The organism is Propioniciclava sinopodophylli (assembly GCF_004324755.1).
Classification (GTDB): domain Bacteria; phylum Actinomycetota; class Actinomycetes; order Propionibacteriales; family Propionibacteriaceae; genus Propioniciclava; species Propioniciclava sinopodophylli.
Genome location: NZ_SDMQ01000004.1, coordinates 56,764 through 74,302, shown reverse-complemented (window position 1 = coordinate 74,302; position 17,539 = coordinate 56,764). Strand labels below are relative to the sequence as shown.

The 17,539-nt window shown below is 66.7% G+C and carries 16 protein-coding genes; 10 read left to right on the top strand and 6 right to left on the bottom strand.

Going from position 1 to position 17,539, the window contains the following annotated elements; translation table 11 throughout:
- Window position 1: 1 nt before the first annotated feature.
- Both ET989_RS15475 and ET989_RS15470 read right to left on the bottom strand, forming a co-directional pair.
- On the bottom strand, window positions 2–112 hold the full coding sequence (locus tag ET989_RS15475) for a sigma factor-like helix-turn-helix DNA-binding protein (RefSeq protein ID WP_241656220.1): 111 nt from the start codon (window positions 110–112) through the stop codon (window positions 2–4).
- 27 nt (window positions 113–139) lie between these two features.
- Window positions 140–445 carry a sigma factor gene (locus ET989_RS15470; RefSeq protein WP_241656219.1) on the bottom strand — a complete coding sequence of 102 codons (306 nt, stop codon included), beginning with the start codon at window positions 443–445 and terminating at the stop codon, window positions 140–142.
- Between the two features lie 146 nt (window positions 446–591).
- On the opposite strand from ET989_RS15470, the gene ET989_RS05465 reads away from it, so the two are divergent.
- On the top strand, window positions 592–1,470 hold the full coding sequence (locus tag ET989_RS05465) for a hypothetical protein (protein WP_131167552.1): 879 nt from the start codon (window positions 592–594) through the stop codon (window positions 1,468–1,470).
- A gap of 5 nt (window positions 1,471–1,475) precedes the next feature.
- Here ET989_RS05465 and ET989_RS05460 read toward each other — a convergent pair whose 3' ends face one another.
- Together ET989_RS05460 and ET989_RS14845 are read right to left on the bottom strand one after the other, a co-directional pair.
- Window positions 1,476–2,723: an alpha/beta fold hydrolase gene (locus ET989_RS05460; protein WP_131167551.1), complete on the bottom strand. Its 1,248-nt coding sequence runs from the start codon at window positions 2,721–2,723 to the stop codon at window positions 1,476–1,478.
- 30 nt (window positions 2,724–2,753) lie between these two features.
- On the bottom strand, window positions 2,754–2,891 hold the full coding sequence (locus tag ET989_RS14845) for a hypothetical protein (protein WP_165490050.1): 138 nt from the start codon (window positions 2,889–2,891) through the stop codon (window positions 2,754–2,756).
- Between the two features lie 61 nt (window positions 2,892–2,952).
- On the opposite strand from ET989_RS14845, the gene ET989_RS05455 reads away from it, so the two are divergent.
- Window positions 2,953–3,537, top strand: coding sequence for a hypothetical protein (locus tag ET989_RS05455; RefSeq protein WP_131167550.1), 585 nt, complete (start codon window positions 2,953–2,955; stop codon window positions 3,535–3,537).
- A 497-nt stretch (window positions 3,538–4,034) separates the two neighbouring features.
- Here the strand turns inward: ET989_RS05455 and ET989_RS05450 are convergent, their stop codons facing one another.
- A complete protein-coding gene (locus ET989_RS05450; protein ID WP_131167549.1) occupies window positions 4,035–5,054 on the bottom strand; it encodes an FAD-dependent monooxygenase in 1,020 nt (339 codons plus the stop codon).
- Between the two features lie 46 nt (window positions 5,055–5,100).
- On the opposite strand from ET989_RS05450, the gene ET989_RS05445 reads away from it, so the two are divergent.
- The 4 genes from ET989_RS05445 to ET989_RS05430 all read left to right on the top strand — a co-directional run bounded on the left by ET989_RS05445 (window position 5,101) and on the right by ET989_RS05430 (window position 7,005).
- Entirely contained in the window at window positions 5,101–5,631 is a 531-nt protein-coding gene (locus ET989_RS05445; protein ID WP_131167548.1) for a TetR/AcrR family transcriptional regulator, read from the top strand.
- An 81-nt stretch (window positions 5,632–5,712) separates the two neighbouring features.
- Complete coding sequence (locus ET989_RS05440; protein WP_131167547.1) at window positions 5,713–6,003, top strand: sigma factor; 291 nt, start codon at window positions 5,713–5,715, stop codon at window positions 6,001–6,003.
- Between the two features lie 222 nt (window positions 6,004–6,225).
- Window positions 6,226–6,669: a hypothetical protein gene (locus tag ET989_RS05435; protein ID WP_131167546.1), complete on the top strand. Its 444-nt coding sequence runs from the start codon at window positions 6,226–6,228 to the stop codon at window positions 6,667–6,669.
- A gap of 156 nt (window positions 6,670–6,825) precedes the next feature.
- Window positions 6,826–7,005 carry a hypothetical protein gene (locus tag ET989_RS05430; protein ID WP_131167545.1) on the top strand — a complete coding sequence of 60 codons (180 nt, stop codon included), beginning with the start codon at window positions 6,826–6,828 and terminating at the stop codon, window positions 7,003–7,005.
- A 24-nt stretch (window positions 7,006–7,029) separates the two neighbouring features.
- Here ET989_RS05430 and ET989_RS05425 read toward each other — a convergent pair whose 3' ends face one another.
- Window positions 7,030–8,331: a DNA cytosine methyltransferase gene (locus ET989_RS05425; RefSeq protein ID WP_131167544.1), complete on the bottom strand. Its 1,302-nt coding sequence runs from the start codon at window positions 8,329–8,331 to the stop codon at window positions 7,030–7,032.
- A gap of 130 nt (window positions 8,332–8,461) precedes the next feature.
- Between ET989_RS05425 and ET989_RS05420 the strand changes: the two genes are divergently transcribed.
- Genes ET989_RS05420 through ET989_RS05405 form a run of 4 tightly spaced genes read left to right on the top strand, consistent with a single transcriptional unit; the run spans window position 8,462 to window position 17,537 of the window.
- Entirely contained in the window at window positions 8,462–10,381 is a 1,920-nt protein-coding gene (locus ET989_RS05420; RefSeq protein ID WP_131167543.1) for a hypothetical protein, read from the top strand.
- Between the two features lie 10 nt (window positions 10,382–10,391).
- Window positions 10,392–11,768, top strand: coding sequence for a hypothetical protein (locus tag ET989_RS05415; RefSeq protein WP_131167542.1), 1,377 nt, complete (start codon window positions 10,392–10,394; stop codon window positions 11,766–11,768).
- Window positions 11,769–11,770: 2 nt separating this feature from the next.
- Entirely contained in the window at window positions 11,771–17,089 is a 5,319-nt protein-coding gene (locus tag ET989_RS05410; protein WP_131167541.1) for a hypothetical protein, read from the top strand.
- Window positions 17,028–17,537, top strand: coding sequence for a very short patch repair endonuclease (locus ET989_RS05405; protein WP_338324524.1), 510 nt, complete (start codon window positions 17,028–17,030; stop codon window positions 17,535–17,537). Before ET989_RS05410 ends, ET989_RS05405 begins: the two co-directional genes overlap by 62 nt.
- The last annotated feature ends 2 nt before the right edge of the window (window positions 17,538–17,539 follow it).

The following is a 17,539-nucleotide window of genomic DNA, read 5'->3' as shown; positions in this document are numbered from 1 at the left end:
TTCACGGCGCCCAGCGACAGGCCCAACTGTCGGCGACCTCGCGCTCGGAGAGGTCGGCGTAGTAGCGCATCACCACGACCCGGCGCTGTTGTGGGGGCAGGGTGGCGAGCATGCGACCGACGGGATCATGCTCCTCGACCTACTCGAAACCGGACGCCGACGCGGGGGCGTGTGCCTCCACGGCCTCGTCGGAGACCACATCGCCGTGGCGCTTGCGCCAGGCGTCGACGCTCGCGTTGACCAGGATCCGGCGCCCGTAGGCGAGGGCGTCGTCGTGCCGCACGCGCGGCCACGCGAGGTAGGTCTTGAGCAGCGCGGTCTGCACGAGGTCGTGGGCCTGCTCGCGGTCGCCGCACAGCAGCCACGCGGTGCCGCTGAGGGAGCGCGTGGCGTCCTCGGCGAACTGCGCGAAGGTCGCGTCCCGCTCCCGCGTGATGCCCCACATGTCGGTGCCTCCCGGTCACTCCTGCCGCAGACACTACGGCTCACGCAAGCCAGAAGTTGCAGGGTTCGCGCTGCAACTTCCGGGCCGGTCCGATGCCTACAGACGGCATCAAGGGGCCCGCAGGACTCGTCGAGAGAGGAACGGACATGACCATCAAGCGCATCGCCGCCGCACTCGCCACCGCCGCGTGTGTCACCCTCGTCGCCGTCGTCCCGGCGGTCGCCGGTCCGAAGGCCGCCCCCGAGGCGACCCGGCCCGACGCACCCGGCCGGCCCGCGGCGTCCGGGATGACGGACGTGAGCTTCTGCGTCGACGACACCGCGCTGAACTTCAAGCGCATGGTCGTCGAGGAATGGCCCGCCGACAAGGCGGCCCAGCTGCACGTGCCGGGGCTGCTGGTCATCGACGAGAAGGACGTGTGGCTGACCGCCGCCGTCGAGCACCCGATCGGCGAGGGGGTGTGCAACAACCTGCCCAAGCGGGTGCTGACCGACGAGCCGCTGCCGCCGACCGACGGGCCTGACGAGAACGAGGGGCCCGACCCGAACGACCCCATCGAGCCTACCATCCTCGACTTGGCCGACGGCTGGGCGACCGACGTGGCCTACTTCACCGGTCAGGGCTCGACGGTCGCGTGCGCCATCTCGCCCGACGAGGTGCGCTGCGACATCCCGATGGAGTACACGGGGACGCTGCCCGAGGCGTCCGAGGCGTGCCCCGGTGACGGCCTCGACTGGGTCACCTACGTGCGGCTCGCCGATGGCGAGGCCAGCTACGGGTGCGCGACCGACCCGGCGTCGCTGCCGTACGAGGGCGAGTTCACCCGCTGGGTCGAGGCGTTCGGCATCGGCGGTTACGTGCCCAGCGCGTACTACGGCGACGCCCAGGTCGCGTCGCTGGACTACGGCGCCGGCCTGCGGTGGGGCGACTTCCAGTGCGTGAACTGCGAGGACACGGTCGAGTGCACGAACACCGCGACCGGGCACGGCATGGACCTGTCCCCGCGGACCATCGTCACCCGGTGAACCCCCTACAACCAGCGGCGTCCCGACAGCAGCCCGAGCAGGTGGTCGAGGACGCCGCTGCCCATGCGCAGGCCGTTGTGCTCGTATTCGCTGGTCACCCAGGTGCGGCAGTCGGGCAGCAGCGCGGCGGTCTCGAGGGAGAACTCCAGCGGCGCGTAGGCGTCGAAGGCGTAGACCGCGGCGGCGACGGGTACGTCGGCCTGGGCGAGCCGGTCGGGGAAGTAGAGCTGCGGCCACGGGTGCTCGGCGAGCAGGTCGGCCGTCTCGGCCCAGGGGATGAGGTCGGATGCCTCGTCGAACAGGCTGCGGTGGAGGTGTTCGCCGGCCAGCAGCGTCGGGTCGTCACGCACGGCGTCCGGCATGGTTCGGTCGGCGGCCCACCGCGTCCGGACGCCGTCGGCGTAGCTGGACTCGTGGAACACCGCGTACAGCGGGTTGCGTCCACCGAACAGGAGGGCGTCGGCGAGGTCGTGGCGGAACGCCAGCGAGGTGGGGTCGCGTTCGAGGAGGAAATGGAGCTGTTCCGCGCCTCCCTGGGCGCCGAGCTTGTGTCCCAGCGTGCGCAGGCGGGCGGGGGAGACGGCGTCACCGTTCGGCAGGACGACCTCGCTTGCGGCGGCCAGGCGGGAGAGGTTGCGCATGCGGTCGCGGTCGCCGGGGAAGCGCCGGTAATACTGCTCGGACTTCTCCACCATGGTGAGCCAGGTCGCTGCGTAGATGTCCTCGATCGGGTGCTGAACGGCGCTGAGTCCGCCGGTGATGAGGACGCCCGCGAGGCTGCCGGGGTGGAGCGACAGGTAGTGCAGCGCGGTGAACCCGCCGAAGGACTGGCCCAGGACGGTCCACTGCCGGACGCCGAGGGCTTCGCGGACCGCCTCGCAGTCGTTGACGATCTCGTCGGCGCGGAAGTGGGTGAGGTACTCGGCGGTTTCGGCGCTGGTGCCGGGAGCGGACGCCGGCCCGAACGGCGTGGACCGCCCCGTGCCGCGCTGGTCGAGCATGACGACCCGGTAGTCCTCCAGCGCACGGCGCAGCCAGCCCGGGTTGTCGGGGTTGAGTGACGGGCGCTGGGCTTCGCTGCCGGGCCCTCCCTGCAGGAAGACCATGTACGGCTTGCCCTCGCCGTCCTCGCCGGTGACGACGCGCGCGAACACCTCGATGGTCCCCGCGCCGTCGTTGGCGTGGTCGAGGGGGACGTCGAGGAACAGGTTGGTGAGGGTCAGTCCGGGCAGCCGGTCCGTGCTGGTGCGCATGGGCCTGAGGCTAGTCCTCAGCGGGCGAGCTCAGGGGAGCGGGCCGGCGAGATGGGCGGGGTTGATCCGCGCCAGCCCGGGGATGCCGTAGAAGTCGCGGTCGCAGCTGACGATGGCGTCGAAGCCGGCGGTCAGCGCGGTGGCGGCCTGGACCGCATCGCGCCCCAAGGCCACCCCCTGCGCGACCAGGTCGCGTGCAGGACCGGGCCGCCAGCCTGAGGACGGCGCCGTGAGCGTGGACGCTTGGGACCAGTCGTCGTTCGAAGCCACGGCCGACGCGTCCGTCGATTCCGCGCCGGTCCTGGACGAGGCGGACGCGATCGACTGGGGTGCGCCGGCCGAGGTGGTCGACGTCCCCGAGGCGCCGCAGCCCGACACTGCCGACCCCGAGGAGTGGCTCGCCGAGCCTGCGGCGGCAGGAGTGGTGCCCGAGGTCGTCGACACGGTCGATGCGCCCCACGACGCGGCCTCTGTGTTCGCAGACTCGATGCAGGAGACACCGGTGGGGGCGTCGTTCCTCCCCGAGAAGGATCAGCCCGCGGCCTTCGACGTCCCCGCCTACGACGGGGAGTACGTCCTGGACGTGCACGGCTCGCCCGAGTCCGTTGGCGTGAACGGAGCCGACATGAACGCCTCCGAGTTCGCAGCGTTCGTCAAGGACAACACCAGCTGGAACGGGACCGATCACATCCGACTGTTCTCCTGCGACACGGGTGCGACCGAGAACGGCTTCGCCCAGCAGCTGGCCGACGAGGTCGGCGTGGACGTGACCGCCCCCACAGCCCCGGTATGGTCGATGTCCCATGGCAGTTAACCGGTGGTCTCGGCGGCCGAGTTCGACCCCGTGACCGGCCTGTACTACCCGGTGGACCCGCCGACCGGCGAGTGAAAGACCTTCAAACCACGGTGAACGAGCGGAGACACGGCATGAAGTTCCTGAGCATTTTCGACCCGGAGTCGCGGACCCCCCGCTTGCGAGGGGACTTGGCTGCACTCGACCCGGCGCTCGCCGAGCGGGTCGCCTCGTACCTCGAGGCTGGCTCGATCATCCTGCGCACCACCAGTTGGTGCCTGATGCCGCGCGACCGCAGGATTCCACGCCTGTGGTGCCCATCTCGACACGGAGCGACGGCACCTACGTGTGGAGCGAGGCCGTCGCGTACTACGTGCGCACGTACCACCTGTCGCCCGGCCACGACTTCCTCGCGCATCTGGAATCCCAAGGATGGGAGGCTGCGGCACTGTCGCCGACGAGGTCGCGTCCGTCAGCGAGGCTCTGCGCCGCCGCTCCTGATCGCCAGTCCTGCCCGGTCACCCTCCCAGGCGCACCAGGCGGTCGCGCAGTCCGGCGCCGCGCTCCAGCATCGACACCTTCATGGCCAGGCTGGACGCCGCCCGCAGTCCCTGCGTCCGTGCGGCCCGGGTGCGCTGGTACTGCCGGAGGGCTCGGGGGATGTCCATCGTGTTGAGCGCCTGACCCAGGGCCACGGCGTCCAAGATGGACGCGCAGGCACCCCGCCCGAGATTGGGTGCCATGGCGTGGGCGGCGTCCCCGATCAGGACCGCCCGGCCCGAGCTCAGCCGCCAGCGCGCCGGCGCGACCCAGAGGTCCTGCCGCAGGATGGCCGCCGGGGTAGTGGCGCCGATCAGCGCCTCTGCCTCGGCCCCGAACCGCGCGGCGAGGGCGAGGGCGACCCGGTGGGCGGTGGCGTCGTCCCAGGCCGAGATGTTCGCGAACTCCCCGTTGGCGCGGTGCGCGAGGTACCAGTTCGACTCCCCGGACGCCGTGGGCGAGAGTCCACAGAGCGCGCCGTCCTGCCACAGCTCGACCATGCCGTCGGTGGCGACCGGCGACAGCCCGCGCAGCGCGGCGACGCCGACCTTCCGGGCGGGGCCGCCGCCGAGCATCGTCCGCCGCACGACACTGTGGACGCCGTCCGCCCCGACCACGAGGTCGCCCGCCAACGCGTCAGGCGACTCGACCCGCCCGGTGCTGCGGATCACCGAGGCCGGGACCGCGGCGTCCAAGGCCTTGAGGAGGTGGGGGCGCGTGACCAGGTGCGCGCTCCGGTTCTCGATCACGTGCAGGGTGCGCCGCGCGCCGTCGGCGAGCTCGAACCGGTCGATCAGCCTCGCGTTCGCGCGCACGGTATCGCCGACGCCGATGCTGTCGAGCGCGGCCATCACGTCGGGCCACAGGACGAGCCCGGCTCCGGCCGGCGGGCGATCGGGCGCCTGTTCGTGCAGCGTCACGGACCAGCGCTCGGGGTCCAGCGTCGCCGCGAGGGCGAGGCCGGCGATGCCGCCGCCTACTACAGAAATAGTGCCCATGTCAGGGAAGTTACTATGAATGTAGTAACTCGACAAGGGGGAGTGGATGGGCCGGCGCGAGGAGTTGGGGGACGCGGCGATCGCCGTGGTGTCCGCCGCGGGGCTCAAGGGGCTGACGCACCGCGCGGTCGACACCATGGCCGAGGTGCCGGCGGGCACGACGTCCAACTACTTCCGCACCCGACAGGCCCTCGTGGACGCCGTCGCCGACCGCATCGAGCAGCGCGACCTCGAGGTGTGGGCCGCCCTGAGCGCGCCGCCCGAGACCTTCGAGGCCTTCACCCACTGGCTGGGTGCGTTCGCGCGGGCGATGGTCGTCGACCACGGCGAGCTGTCCCGGGTGCGGTTCTCGCTCTTCATGGCCGACCCCGACCGGTACGCCCCGGGCCACGACCGGTTCCTGGGCAGCGTGGCGGGGGCCCTGCAGCTCCTCGGGGTCGAGGGCAGCGACGTCGTGGCGCCCGCGTTCCTCGACTACCTCGACGGGGTCATCCTCCACGGCACCACGGTCCGGCCGAACGCGGTGCCGACCGCGGAGGTCATCGCCGCGAACCTCGCGCGCCTCGCCGGTTACTGACGAATCCCGCGCGGGCGGGACGCCGCGTGTTGCCTTTCGGGCCCCTCGAACGTTGGGTGGGGGAGAGTCCGATGGGGCGGCATGGACGCGGAGGCATTCGACCGGTACTTCACCGCGCGATACCCCGTGCTCGTCGGGCACGTGACGGCCATGTGGGGCGACCCGGACGCCGCCGCCGCCGCCGTCCAGGAGGCCTGCGTCCGGGCGCGGACCAAGCGCCGCGAGTTCGGACGCCACCCCCACCCCGACGCCTGGATCCGGACCGTCGCCCGCAACCTGCTCACCGACGGCTGGCGTCCCCGACAGCGCCCCCACCAACAGCGAGCTGGACGCCGACGCCCACCCCGTCCGCCACCCCGTCGCCCGTGGTGACGCCGACGCTGTCCTGCCCGGAGATCCGGGACGCGTGGCGCGAGGCGCTCACGGCACCCCTGGAGCTGCCGTCGGAGTTGGGTACCAACCCCCGGCTGGTGGGTGTCCGCGGTGAGTCGGTCATCCTCGGTGGACAAGTGAATGGACGCCTCGTGCAGCGCGTCTTCCCCCACGGGTTGGAGGGGCGATTCGTTTGCCCTGCCCCCTGTTTCCGAAGGAGCGATGCCCCTGCTCGCCGAGCTCACCGAGGAGCGCATCGTCTTCGGGGAGCGGTGGTCGTCCAGCAGTCCGCGGTGGTGGCGCTTCTTCGTGCAGGAGGGCGCTGGCGCCGAACCTCGGCTGCTGGTCGAGGAACGGGACGTCATCGGACCCGAGGCCTTCTGGGTCGACGGCGATGTTCTGCGCTGGGTCGACTTCGTCCGTGAGGACGGTGCCCTACCGGAGCGCTACCGCCTGACCCAGATCCGGGTGGACGACCCGGACGCCACGCCGGAGGTCGTCCTGGCGGTCGAGGCATCGGGTCGTCCGATCCTGTTGGGGGACCTCATCCTGTTCAAGCCGGAGGGCACGTGGGTCGCGTACGACCGCCACACCCTCGAGGAAGTGACCGTCCTGTCCTTCATTCCCCCGGCGACTACTGGCGGTTCCAGGGAGGCAACGAGGTGATCCACGACCTCGACAGGGTCGACGGCACCGAGGAACTGGTCCTGACCGACGTGGTGACCGGAGAGTCGCGCCCGATCTGGAAGGGCCCCGCTCACCGACATTGTCACCGTCGAAGGCGACACGGCACTGGTCCTGAGAGGCCGCACGGTCACCTTGGTGGATCTGAACTCCGGGAACCAGCTCGAGATCATGGACGACAACGGCACCGGCGAGGGGATGCAGCTCACGCCCGAGCTGATGGGGGATCTCGTGGTGCGCCGAGCCAACGGGCCGAGTGGTGACACCGGCAGCATGGCGCGGTTGTCCGATCTGCCCACCGCGATTACTAGATGCTGACAGGCCCGGCAAGAGGCGTGCTGACTAGAGGTTGAGCGTCTGCCCCAGATGCTTCCCGAGCCATTCAGCTAGGTTGACCGGCACAGCATTGCCGATCTGGGTGAACTTGGGGAGGTCTCGAGTCCACACGCCCAGAGAGGGGTCGCCGGCCCGCCGTCGCCCGCCCGTGGTGCGCGGCCCCGAGAATTCGTACCAGTCCGGGAACCCCTGGAAGCGCGCCCACTCACGGACGGTAGGTGCGCGGTTCTCGGCGTAGTGGACGAAGTCGTCAGGCAACGAGGCAACGGTCATCGTCGGCCCGCTCTCAGGCCATCGGCGCGGGATCATGCGCTGGTTGAACTTCCTAGTCTGATACTCCTTCGGGATGGCCTTGTTCGACCGGATCAAGTGGAAGCGCTCCTGAACCCTCAGGGAATGGTTCGAAAACTGCTGTTCTGTGAGAGGGGTTCCCTTCCCCATTACCGTCCCGTCACGGCGGGTCCGAAGAGCGGTCTGGGTCTCGTTCAGGGGGTTCGTGGCGTAGAAGTCGGTCGAACCTCCAGATGTCCACTCGCTTGCGCATAGGTCTCCGAGCAGTTCCTCAGGGTGGGGAGGGGTGATTGTCTCCATATCTTCCGGAAGCCATTTGCCTTCGAAGCCCGCGGCCCGTGCAACGTCCGCTCGCACACCCACGATGAGGACTCGTGGGCGGTTTTGAGGGACTCCGAACTGCCTTGCATGAACTAGTTCAGGTCCCACGACATAGGGTTCTCCGTCGGCGGTCACAGAGCCGAACGTGTCCTGCACGTCCTCCCAGATTTCGCCCTTCCTGCCGCTGGGTGTCCAGCGGGCTGACATCAGGCCCTGCACGTTCTCGAAGATGAAGGCCTTAGGCCGGATGGCCTCGATTGCAGTCGCCATCTCCTTGTAGAGGTGGTTGCTTGGGATCGATTCTTTGTCGAGCTTGAACGTGCGACGGTGCCCGATCCGAGAGAAGCCTTGGCATGGTGGGCCACCGGTCACGAAGTCAACGTCGCCGCCTGCTACTTGGCGTAGGTGCTCCGACAATTCGCGTAGCCGCCCCGGGTCTCCGCTGAGCTCGTGGATGTCATGGGACTGGTGGTCCTCATCCAGCGCCAGGGATCCTTGCGGTTGGTTCCTCCGGTACGTGGACATGGCATCCGGGCTCAGCTCGTTCACGTAGATGGAGTGGAACCCAGCCAACTCCATGCCGTACGACATCCCTCCACAGCCCGCGAAGAGGTCTACCAAACTGCCCACGCCACCCGTCCTAACGATCGTCCGGGCCAGGATAGCGGCAAACTCTGACAACGCCTGCGGGTACATGCCAGCCGCTTGGGGAGCAACCCGTTAGGGTCTTGCCGCCGGGTCGTTCAGAGGTTCGGGGCAGGCTTGCCCCGCACCGCCAGCCCTAGCCAGGTAGCCTGGGCGAAGTCACCCCAGAGGAGCAAAGAGCGTGGAACCTACCCCCGGTCTCGATGTCGAGGTCGTCTGGTCATTGGCTACCGGCGGCAGCAAGGTGGCTGCAGATCCAAACTTGAAGGCCCCGCCGGCGGCCATGGGTCCGCCTGCTGCTGGTGTGGAAGAGGCGTGCCAGTGGTTCGTCGACGGGCTGCGGGCTGATGGTCCCCGCCGGTTCCTCTTCTTCGTCGGGGGGCCCGGGGGCGGCAAGTCGCAGGCTGCCTCTAGCTTGGTTGCTGGTCTCGAGGAGATAGACCCCCAGAACAGCGACCTGGCCCACAGGACCTACCGCTACCGCACGCCCGCGGGGCCGTTGACCTTGATCAATGATGCGACCATCGCTACGGAGGGTGACGGCATCCTGGGGGACATCCAGGAGGCCATCGACCGTGGGGATCACCTCATCGCGTGCATCAACCGGGGGATCTTGGCAGATGCGGCGACCAGCCGCGGCGGTTCGCGTGCACACCAGATAGCTGATTGGCTCACGGCAGGGGACGGAGCGCATGTTGTCGAGGCGATCCAGGCTCAGGACTACCTGCGGGTGGGGGCGCTGGTGGGTGAGGACGGAGTTGCTTCCGCACTTCTGGCCGCCGTCCTGATCGACACCTGTTCACTGTTCGAAGAGAAGCCGCAAGTGCACTTCTCTGGTGGGGACCTGGCGCCGAAGAAGTACAGGCTTGGTCAGTTCAGCAAGGTCGACCGTGCCAAGACCCCGGCGGGCATCCTCTTCAGCAAGGTGGCGCACTCGTTGACGTGGCCGTCCGTGGTGGCGCCCGAATGGGATCCTGTTCGCGCCAACATCCAAGCACTGCAAGACCCTGCAGTCCTATGCGGTCATCTTCAGCTCATGCGCGGAGCGGAGATCGCACTTGGAGAGCGCTTCACCTACCGCGAGCTCTGGGGATCCATCTGCAGGGCAATCTTCGGCGACTTGCCCTTACGCATGGGCCCGGTTCCAGCCACTACCTACATCGCCGATCGGATGCCCCCTGAGGACGCCAATGAGCAGGACACCTTCGCCCGGCTTCAGGAGCTCGCACAGTTGCGGAGCTTCGTCGGCCTCTTCGGTGGAATGGAGACGGGCGACCCGGGCATGGCCCAGGACCCGGTTCTCCGCTTTACGCGTCGCATCGACCCGCTTCTGGACGCACGCCCCGGCAACATAGCCCGACCGGATGGTGGTTGGGCTTCGCCCGTTCTCGATGCGTTCAGCAGCACAGCACTTGGGGGTTCGCCGCTCGACAGCCTCGAGCAGGAGATGCCTCGGGAGCGACACGGCGTCATTCAGCCCTTCGACCGAAGTGTGGACCTCGCCTTCCGGAACTACTGCACCACCGCGAAGCCCGAGCAGCGGGCGTCGGCAACGGCCTGGTACGGAAGGTACCTCACCCGCATGTATGCCGCCGCCATGGGCGTGCCTGCGTTCCGCGAGGTCGTGACGGCCTGGACGGGGGCGTGGGCACTCAGCCCGACGCTTCCTGACGTTCTCGGTGGCCCCCTGCGGACCCTGTTGAGCCCTCGGCGCGACCCGTCCTCGCTGGACTCCAATCCGGTCGTCCCCCTTTACGCCAGCAGAACCGAGCCGATCTTGGGATATGTGGCGCAACCCACGCTTGCACTTCGAGCAAGCGCGTTCCAGTTTGGGACTCGAAGGGAGGGCGAAGCGCTGCACCTCACCGTCAAGGAGGACGGCGGGCCCATTGGTTCGGTATTGCTCGACTTCGACCTCCTGAGGGAGGCGATGACCTGCTCGGACGATTGGCTCGGGATGACCGAGGCTCGGGAGCAGACTGAACCGCGTGTTGAGCGGTTCCGGGCTCGACGGCTTGTGTCTAGCAGGCTGGCGCAGAACCCCCCGCTGGCGGTCGAGCACGGGATGCGTGACGACCAGATTTCTGTCGAAACCGACTGAGGAGCCGACGTTGAACGCTGTCCCGCTGGTTCTCCCCCTCAACCGACCTCAGTACGTCCCTTCTGCAGAGACACTGATCTCGGCGCTCGCATGGGAAGTCCTCGAGTACGCCGACGTTCGCACTTCGGCAGGGCGCAAGTACCAAGTGGTTGACCGGACCTCCACCAAGACAAAGGGTGAGGAAACTCGGCCGACTGGTGACGCCTTGGTCAAGTTCGGCGACGCCCTCACCGAAGCTGGTATCAGCCACGAACTCGAAGGCAACGTCGTACCGAAGGCATTCCTCAACAGCATCGCCGGTGTTCGGCCCACTCGGGCCAAGGTTCAGGCGGCAAGTCCCATGACCCCAGCCCTGGCGCTCCTCCAAGACACGACGGGTATGACGGGGCTTGCCAATCCGGTGAACTACGCAGCCATCTTGGAAGCGATGTTCGCAATGGGCTCCCCGTCCTCTGAAAGCGACGGCCCCACGATGGCTTCCCGCTGGCTATCCGCCGCAAGCCGGAGAGTAGACACCGACTCCGTCCTCGCGCGCGTGGATGCGGCTTTCGTGGAACTCTATGGGGAGTATCGTGAACGCCCTCAGGTCGCCAGAGCTGAGGTTGACTCCCTTCGTGGGGCCTATCCCAATTCGCCCTTCGGCTGGTTGCATGACTCGTGGGTGAAGCTGACCAGCAACGAATGGGTTGACGCTCTCCCGCCGCGCGTCTGGATCGACTGGGCAACCACCACCCTGCGTATGGGTTTGGCGTTTGGATTCCTGTGGGAGGCGGAGAGGTACCGGTCCGTCCTCCAGGGCATCCTCAGCAGCAGGACACTGGCGGATGCCTTGGATATGGGTCAACCGGAGTTGCTCCCTTGGCCGGCCGCCTATCTCCCACCGAGCTCGCGCAGCGTCAGGCCAGCTATGAGGCGCAGAATCGATGAGGGAGGGCGGCTTCGAAACGTCATGGCCCGCTGGGCCGTGGTTGAAGGCGACCCCTCCGGCCGGGGCTGGGCCTCGAACCCGGCATTCCTCAATGAGGCCAAGGCCGCGCTGTCCGAGAGCTCGCGCCCGAGCGCCTTGAAGAACGTCTACGAAACTGTGTTCTACGCCCTCGTTCGACGCGACCAGTCTGACCACTATGGGCTCTTGGTTCCGCGTGGCACCAATGTCACCCTGCTAGACCCGGGGACTGAATGGGTTGCCATGGTGGCGGGCCTTGCCGCGCCCGCGCCGGGCGCGTCCAACCATGTGGGCAGGATCGTTGAGGAGTTGGCCCGGCTGGGGCTGCGGCCGCCTGTCTCGGAACTGGTCCGGCTGCTTGAGTCGGCGGGTCTCGCACGAGGAAGTGCCGATGCGGACCATGGGGTCCGAGTGGCTAGCCCATTTGGGGAAGGGGAGTAGTCATGGCCTCCTACGTCGCACAGGCAATCGCGCAAGTATGCGCTGGTCAGAGCGGACTCTTGGTGGTGCAACTGCCCAGTGATCTGGAGCGCTCGTTCGCCGAGTCCATCGTGTGCGCCGCCAATCAAGAGCGGCCCGCGTCGCCGCCTTACGCGATCCTCATCTCGGAAGAGGAGGACCTCTCCGATAACCGCCTGCCGCGGGTTTCCCGAACGAATGCGATTCAGTACCGGAAGGGTGACCGCCTCGCTTGTGTTGGCGGGAACGGGGTCGATCTCGCTTCGTTTGATGGTTCCTACAGGCAGGCCGTGGGGCCGGGGTTCCCTCGTCAGCAGTCCCAACTCCTCCCGTTGGCTCGACTAGGCGAGGCCCTCCTGAACCTGATCCAGGCCGAGTTGTCGACGGTGATTGAACAAGGCAGCTGGCAAACCTCTGCTGCTTCGTTGACGCTCGCACTTGACGTCGTTGCGTCGATCTACGAGAAGAGTGCAGACATAACGGAGTCGTGGAACTCCATCTGGTACAAGCACGTGGACTTGGCCATCGCGACCTTGATCGGCGTCCTACGGGCCGCCGAGGTAAGCCCAGGCAAGGAGTCCTTCGAAGAGGCCTTTGACCGGTGGGTGTGGACTGCATTCGGTCTGCCGCAACCCGAGGTCACCAAGAAATGGGGCGCTACGACGGCACCTGGGCAGTTCGTGAAGGCGACCGAGGACTGGTGGGTAGACAGCACCCAGATCGAGGTGACGATGGCCCACGTCGCCGTCGCGGACCCGTCAGCAAAGTGGGAGGAGATCGATTGGGCCGAGTTCGACGAAAACGTCATTCGCGAGGGAAGCGTCTTCCGTGCCTTGCAGATGGCGGTTACGGGGTCTCCCAAGGCGATGACAGCGTGGTCCCACATGCATCGTTCGTTGTTCGAGGCTCCTGAGACCAGCAAGGAGCCGCTCCACCTGGAATCCATCGACGGGGAGGAGCTTGAACTGGCCGGCCCTGGCAGCCCGGCGCCGCTGTCGCTCTTGGACGGCGAGGAGATGTGGACGTCGCAGGAGTTCTGGGTTGGTGTAGTCGTGGAGGCGTTGAGGCCCGATGAGTCGATTGACATAGAGCTCGTCTCGAAGCCGGCATACGCCAAGTTCCGCAAGCTGGAGACGCGGATTCGAGGAAACCGCGCGATGGTACGCGGATACGTCGAGGTTAAGCCGCGAGCCAGCATCAAGCCGATTCGTGTCACGTTGAGCCTTGATGCCACGCGGGACCCAGACCTCCTTGGGCGAGTGAATTCGCGAGCCCAGGCCGCGTTGACCTTGCTCCCCTCACCTCTGGGGGCCTTGGTGTTCCCACGGCGTGCTGGGGGTGCCCTCAGCCCCGCCAAGTACTGCGGGCCTGAAAGGGTCGACGAGGAAGAGACGGTGTTCACGCACAACCTCGCCGACTTGCCGCATTTGGTCCTTGTCTGGGGAGGCGAGTCCTCGTCGGAGGAACTGGGCCTGTTGCCACTCCCGGGGCGCGTGGGATTCTCCTACGCCGAGTGTCCTGCCCAGGCGTCCGCCACGGTGAGCATTGGCGATGCGACCTTGCAACTGCTCAGTCCGGAGGGCGACCCTCGCTATGAGACCCCGCTTGCTGCTGCACCGTTCTCCGAGCCCTACTTCCGAGGACGAGCGCCCGAGCCTGCAAGGCGGATGGTGCGGGGGATCTACGAGGAGTTCATTGCCAGCCGTGAGCCCGAGGCTCTGCTCGGAGCGCTAGGCCACTGCATCCTCCCCGCTGAAGGGGACGAATTGAGTGACCACGCCCTCAATGTCCATGGTGACCACCGGGTGATTGCCCCGAACGGATTCGCTGGGCACTGGGCTGCTCAGACGGGGCTCTCAGTGAGCGCTAGCCTCGCGTCCTCCGACGAAGCCAAGCGGTTCACCAAGGCAGCTGCTGCGATTCTCCAGCGGCTGGGCGACCCGGCCAGGTGGCCGAGCAAGGTGGCTTGGCGCTCCTTGTTCGACGAGGACTCCGGAGTTCTCGACGAGTACCTACAGTCGTACTCCGAACTGGTCGAGCTTGCGTCGGGGAAGAACAACTTCCACCGGTTCTGGGCATGCTTCCCCTTCAGCATCAGCGTGTGGGATGGGGCTAACTGCACCGCGGTTCTCGTGAGCCCGCTTCACCCCGTTCGGCTCGCTTGGTTGGCGGCCACAGAGGCCACCCTCGAAGATGCATCTCAGGAAGCACTGGGTCTCGTTGGTGTCGTTGAGGGATGGGCCTTCCCTCTGATCGGGCCGTCGCCGACTCCGAGCGGGAAGGTCTTGGCAATCCCGAGCGACTCTGGTCCGGGGGAGATCTTTGCTGCTTGGTCCCTGATGGTCCCGGTCTCGACTAATCAGGGGCAGGCACTCGCCAGCCCTGAGCGAATCATGGGGCAGCCGGCTCCCGGCTCCTCCCCCAGTGGGCTTACCGCTTCGGCGGCGGAGGCGGCCCTGCGTGACTTCCGACGGGCGCATCCTCATGTGCCCAGCCTTACGATCGACCTCTCGGCCTCAGCGGATTCTCCGCGGCTGGCCGAGGTCGATACAGCGGTGCTGGCCACCATCCGTTCGTGGACCGGGCAGGGGCGGCTCCAAGGAGTGCGGGTGCTCGACTCCCTGCACCGAGCAGGTGACCTCCCCCGAGATGAGCTAACCAAACTCGTCGACGGCGGTAGCTCGGTCGTGACGTGGTCCCGATATCGGCCAAAGCTCGGAAGCAATCTCCGGAGCAACATCCGGCTGCTGCAGGACTCGGGTGCGCAGATCCGTGCCAAGGAGGCCCGGCTCAAGAGCGAACAGGTTGCCGGCAAGATCCCACTCCGGCGCTTCTCGACGGCAGAACTCGTGGCAGACAGTGAGGCGTCCTCCTCGACGACCCTGGCGCCGACTGGCTGGGCCAGCTTCGACGCTGCCCTCCACGCGCTGGAATCGACTCCCGAGTCGTCCGACCTGGCGATTCGACTGGCTCAGAGCTACCTCGTGGACACCGAGGCTGATTGGACTGTGTCGGGAGAAGCCTTTCTGAGCCCGGGTGCGCTTGGGGCACTGTTGGTCGAGCAGGCGCCGACGGCGGGGACGAAACGTCTCCTCTGGGAATGGCGTCCGCCTTACCTTCAAGGAGGTAAAGGTGGTCAGGGCGGTCACATCGAACGGAGGCCCTACGTGACCGTCGCTCGCGTAGCGCCTGCCCTTGAGCGCAACCTCCTGGACAAGCTACGGAGCATCACGGCTGTCGATGATGAACAACTCGGGCTTCTGTCGCATCGGGTCCTCGAGAGACTGGGGACCCGCGGGCTCGGACTGTCGTCGTTGTTCACGCGGGGCGACACACACGAGTCAGGAGCGCTCGGTTTCTACTTGACCTACGAGTTGCTGGATGCGGCACAGACGCGGGATGCAGTCGACATTGCACTCCCTCTGGACGCGTGCGACACGTTCCTCGAAGCGATGGGTGGCAGCCCGGCCGGGAACGCTTCCAAGCGGGCGGACGTGTTACTGGCGCGGATCCGGCGGCAATCTGTGGTGCTCGTGCCGATCGAGATCAAGTTCTACGGTGCCGGTGCGGCCGATAGCCACGCCCTCCCTCAGCCCGGCGCGGCAACGCGCGAGGCAGTCGGCCAAGTGGCAGCCACCGTGCAGTCGCTCAAGCAGGCACTGGAGCGCCGCAAGTTGATCGATGGCACAACCGATGCGGATCTTTGGGATAACGCGTTCGCAACCCTGATCGAGAGTGGACTTCGCCTGAGCGACGAGACCCATGGTGACCTGGCGCCTACTAGTACCGAAGTCCTGCAATCCCTCGTCCGTGGCGAGTCAGCCCTGCAGGTCGGTAGCCCCGTGGTTGTCTACTTCCAGCACGGCGATGACGTCCAACCGGGTTTCCATGTGCACACGGACGTGGAAGCGGCAGCAGAGAACTACGGATGCCTGATTGCGCGCCCGCGCCTGGTCTTCCAGGCCGTGTCGGAGCAAACCGACCACGAGGTGATCGCGCAGTGGGCGAAGGTCGTCGAGTGGGCAACGCGCGAGGTCCCCCTCGAGGACCAAGTGCACGTAACGCCTGTGGACTCGGGCACGACTCTGGAGCCCTCCGAACGGGCTCAGGAGCCAGTTGTCGTTCCCTCGGGGGATGCGGCAGCGAACGTTGCGTTGGCCCAGTCTCCGCTCGCCGACACGCTCCGTGGGTCGGGTATCAAGTTCGATCTCGGTGACTACCGAGGATCACTTGGTCAAGATCGGCCATCTCTGTGGCCGTCCAACACCCGGCTCAACCAGATGAACATCGGGGTGGCGGGAGATCTCGGCACGGGCAAGACGCAGCTCTTGAAGGCGTTGGTCTATCAATTGCGCCGCCAAGCCAAGGCGAACCAGCCGAACCCCTTGAGCTTCCTGATCTTCGACTACAAGAGGGACTTTCAGGACCCTGAGTTCCTAGAGGCGGTGGGAGGACGGGTTCTGCACCCCGAAGACATTCCGCTGAACCCCCTGGCGATTCGTGGCGAGTACTCCGAGCGCGCGGCATACGAGGTGGCTGTCGAGTTCTGTGACGTCCTCGGGAGGATCTATGCCGGGGTGGGTCCGGTCCAGAAAGAGCGGCTCACCACGACGATCCTCGATCTGTATCGGGAGCGGGCCGGCGAAGCCCCGACGCTGAGTTCTGTACTGGAGCGGTACCGCGAGGACGGACGACCGGACTCCGTGACTTCTATACTCTCGAACTTCGTAATGCGCCACATCTTCATTGATGGGCGTGGTCCGACCCAGTCACTCGACGAGTTGCTCGGCGACTCAGTAGTGGTGCTGGCCGTCAATGAGTTGGGCAACGATCAGGATGGCAAGAACTCGTTGGTGGCGCTCTTCCTCAATGAGTACTACGGGTATATGACGCGGCAGCGGAAGTGGCCTTTCGAAGGGGCATCGCCCCAACTCCGTCGTCTGAACTCGTTCCTCTTGGTTGATGAGGCTGTCAACATCCTGCGTTATGACTTCGAGGTACTCATGAACCTGCTCCTCCAAGGGCGTGAGTACGGAGTCGGAGTCATCCTGTCGTCCCAGTTCCTGTCCCACTTCAGGACCCGCAAGAACGACTGGTCGGAGCCCCTGCTCACCTGGTTCGTGCACAAGGTTCCTTCGGTGAATGAGCGGGATCTGGACAAGGTTGGCATTCGGGTGAGTGAACGGGTGGCTGATTCAGTAGGTTCCCTTGAGGTTCACTACGCCCTCTACAAGGGACTTGATGAACCCGGGCGGGTTATCCGTGCGACGCCGTTCTACGAACTTGTTCGAGATGACTCGTGAGCCAGCTCGCGAGGCCGCGACCGCGTCAGTCCACGCCAAGTTCTCGCAGCTCGCGCGGCGCGATACGGCTCCCGAGCTCGCCGTCCGCCGAGCACTGCATGCCTCGGGGCTGAGGTATCGCGTCGAGTACCCAATGCCGGGGGCTCCCCGGAGGCGCATCGACGTCGCCTTCCCGCGTCAGAAGCTCGCGGTCTTGATTGACGGGTGCTTCTGGCACGGCTGCCCTGAGCACCGCAAACCTCCAGCGAGGAACTCCTCCTGGTGGGATTGGAAGAGGGCCACCAACGAGGCCCGAGACCGTGATACCGATGCGAAGCTTCGCGAGGAGGGCTGGAGGGTCCTCCGCATCTGGGAGCATGTTGAGCCGGCTCAGGCTGTGGAAATGGTTCGAAGCGCCCTGGCGGAGCCGAGTCTTGGTAGCCCCAAACCCGGTTCTGGGATGCTGTGACC

Bases quoted from the DNA above. Each gene is read 5' to 3' on its own strand.
- ET989_RS05425 (WP_131167544.1), bottom strand. From the start codon at position 8,331: ATGTACCCGCAGGCGTTGTCAGAGTTTGCCGCTATCCTGGCCCGGACG.
- ET989_RS05460 (WP_131167551.1), bottom strand. From the start codon at position 2,723: ATGCGCACCAGCACGGACCGGCTGCCCGGACTGACCCTCACCAACCTG.
- ET989_RS05465 (WP_131167552.1), top strand. From the start codon at position 592: ATGACCATCAAGCGCATCGCCGCCGCACTCGCCACCGCCGCGTGTGTC.
- ET989_RS05405 (WP_338324524.1), top strand. From the start codon at position 17,028: ATGAACCCGGGCGGGTTATCCGTGCGACGCCGTTCTACGAACTTGTTC.
- ET989_RS05435 (WP_131167546.1), top strand. From the start codon at position 6,226: ATGCCCCTGCTCGCCGAGCTCACCGAGGAGCGCATCGTCTTCGGGGAG.
- ET989_RS15475 (WP_241656220.1), bottom strand. From the start codon at position 112: ATGCTCGCCACCCTGCCCCCACAACAGCGCCGGGTCGTGGTGATGCGC.
- ET989_RS05410 (WP_131167541.1), top strand. From the start codon at position 11,771: ATGGCCTCCTACGTCGCACAGGCAATCGCGCAAGTATGCGCTGGTCAG.
- ET989_RS05445 (WP_131167548.1), top strand. From the start codon at position 5,101: ATGGGCCGGCGCGAGGAGTTGGGGGACGCGGCGATCGCCGTGGTGTCC.
- ET989_RS05450 (WP_131167549.1), bottom strand. From the start codon at position 5,054: ATGGGCACTATTTCTGTAGTAGGCGGCGGCATCGCCGGCCTCGCCCTC.
- ET989_RS15470 (WP_241656219.1), bottom strand. From the start codon at position 445: ATGTGGGGCATCACGCGGGAGCGGGACGCGACCTTCGCGCAGTTCGCC.
- ET989_RS05440 (WP_131167547.1), top strand. From the start codon at position 5,713: ATGGACGCGGAGGCATTCGACCGGTACTTCACCGCGCGATACCCCGTG.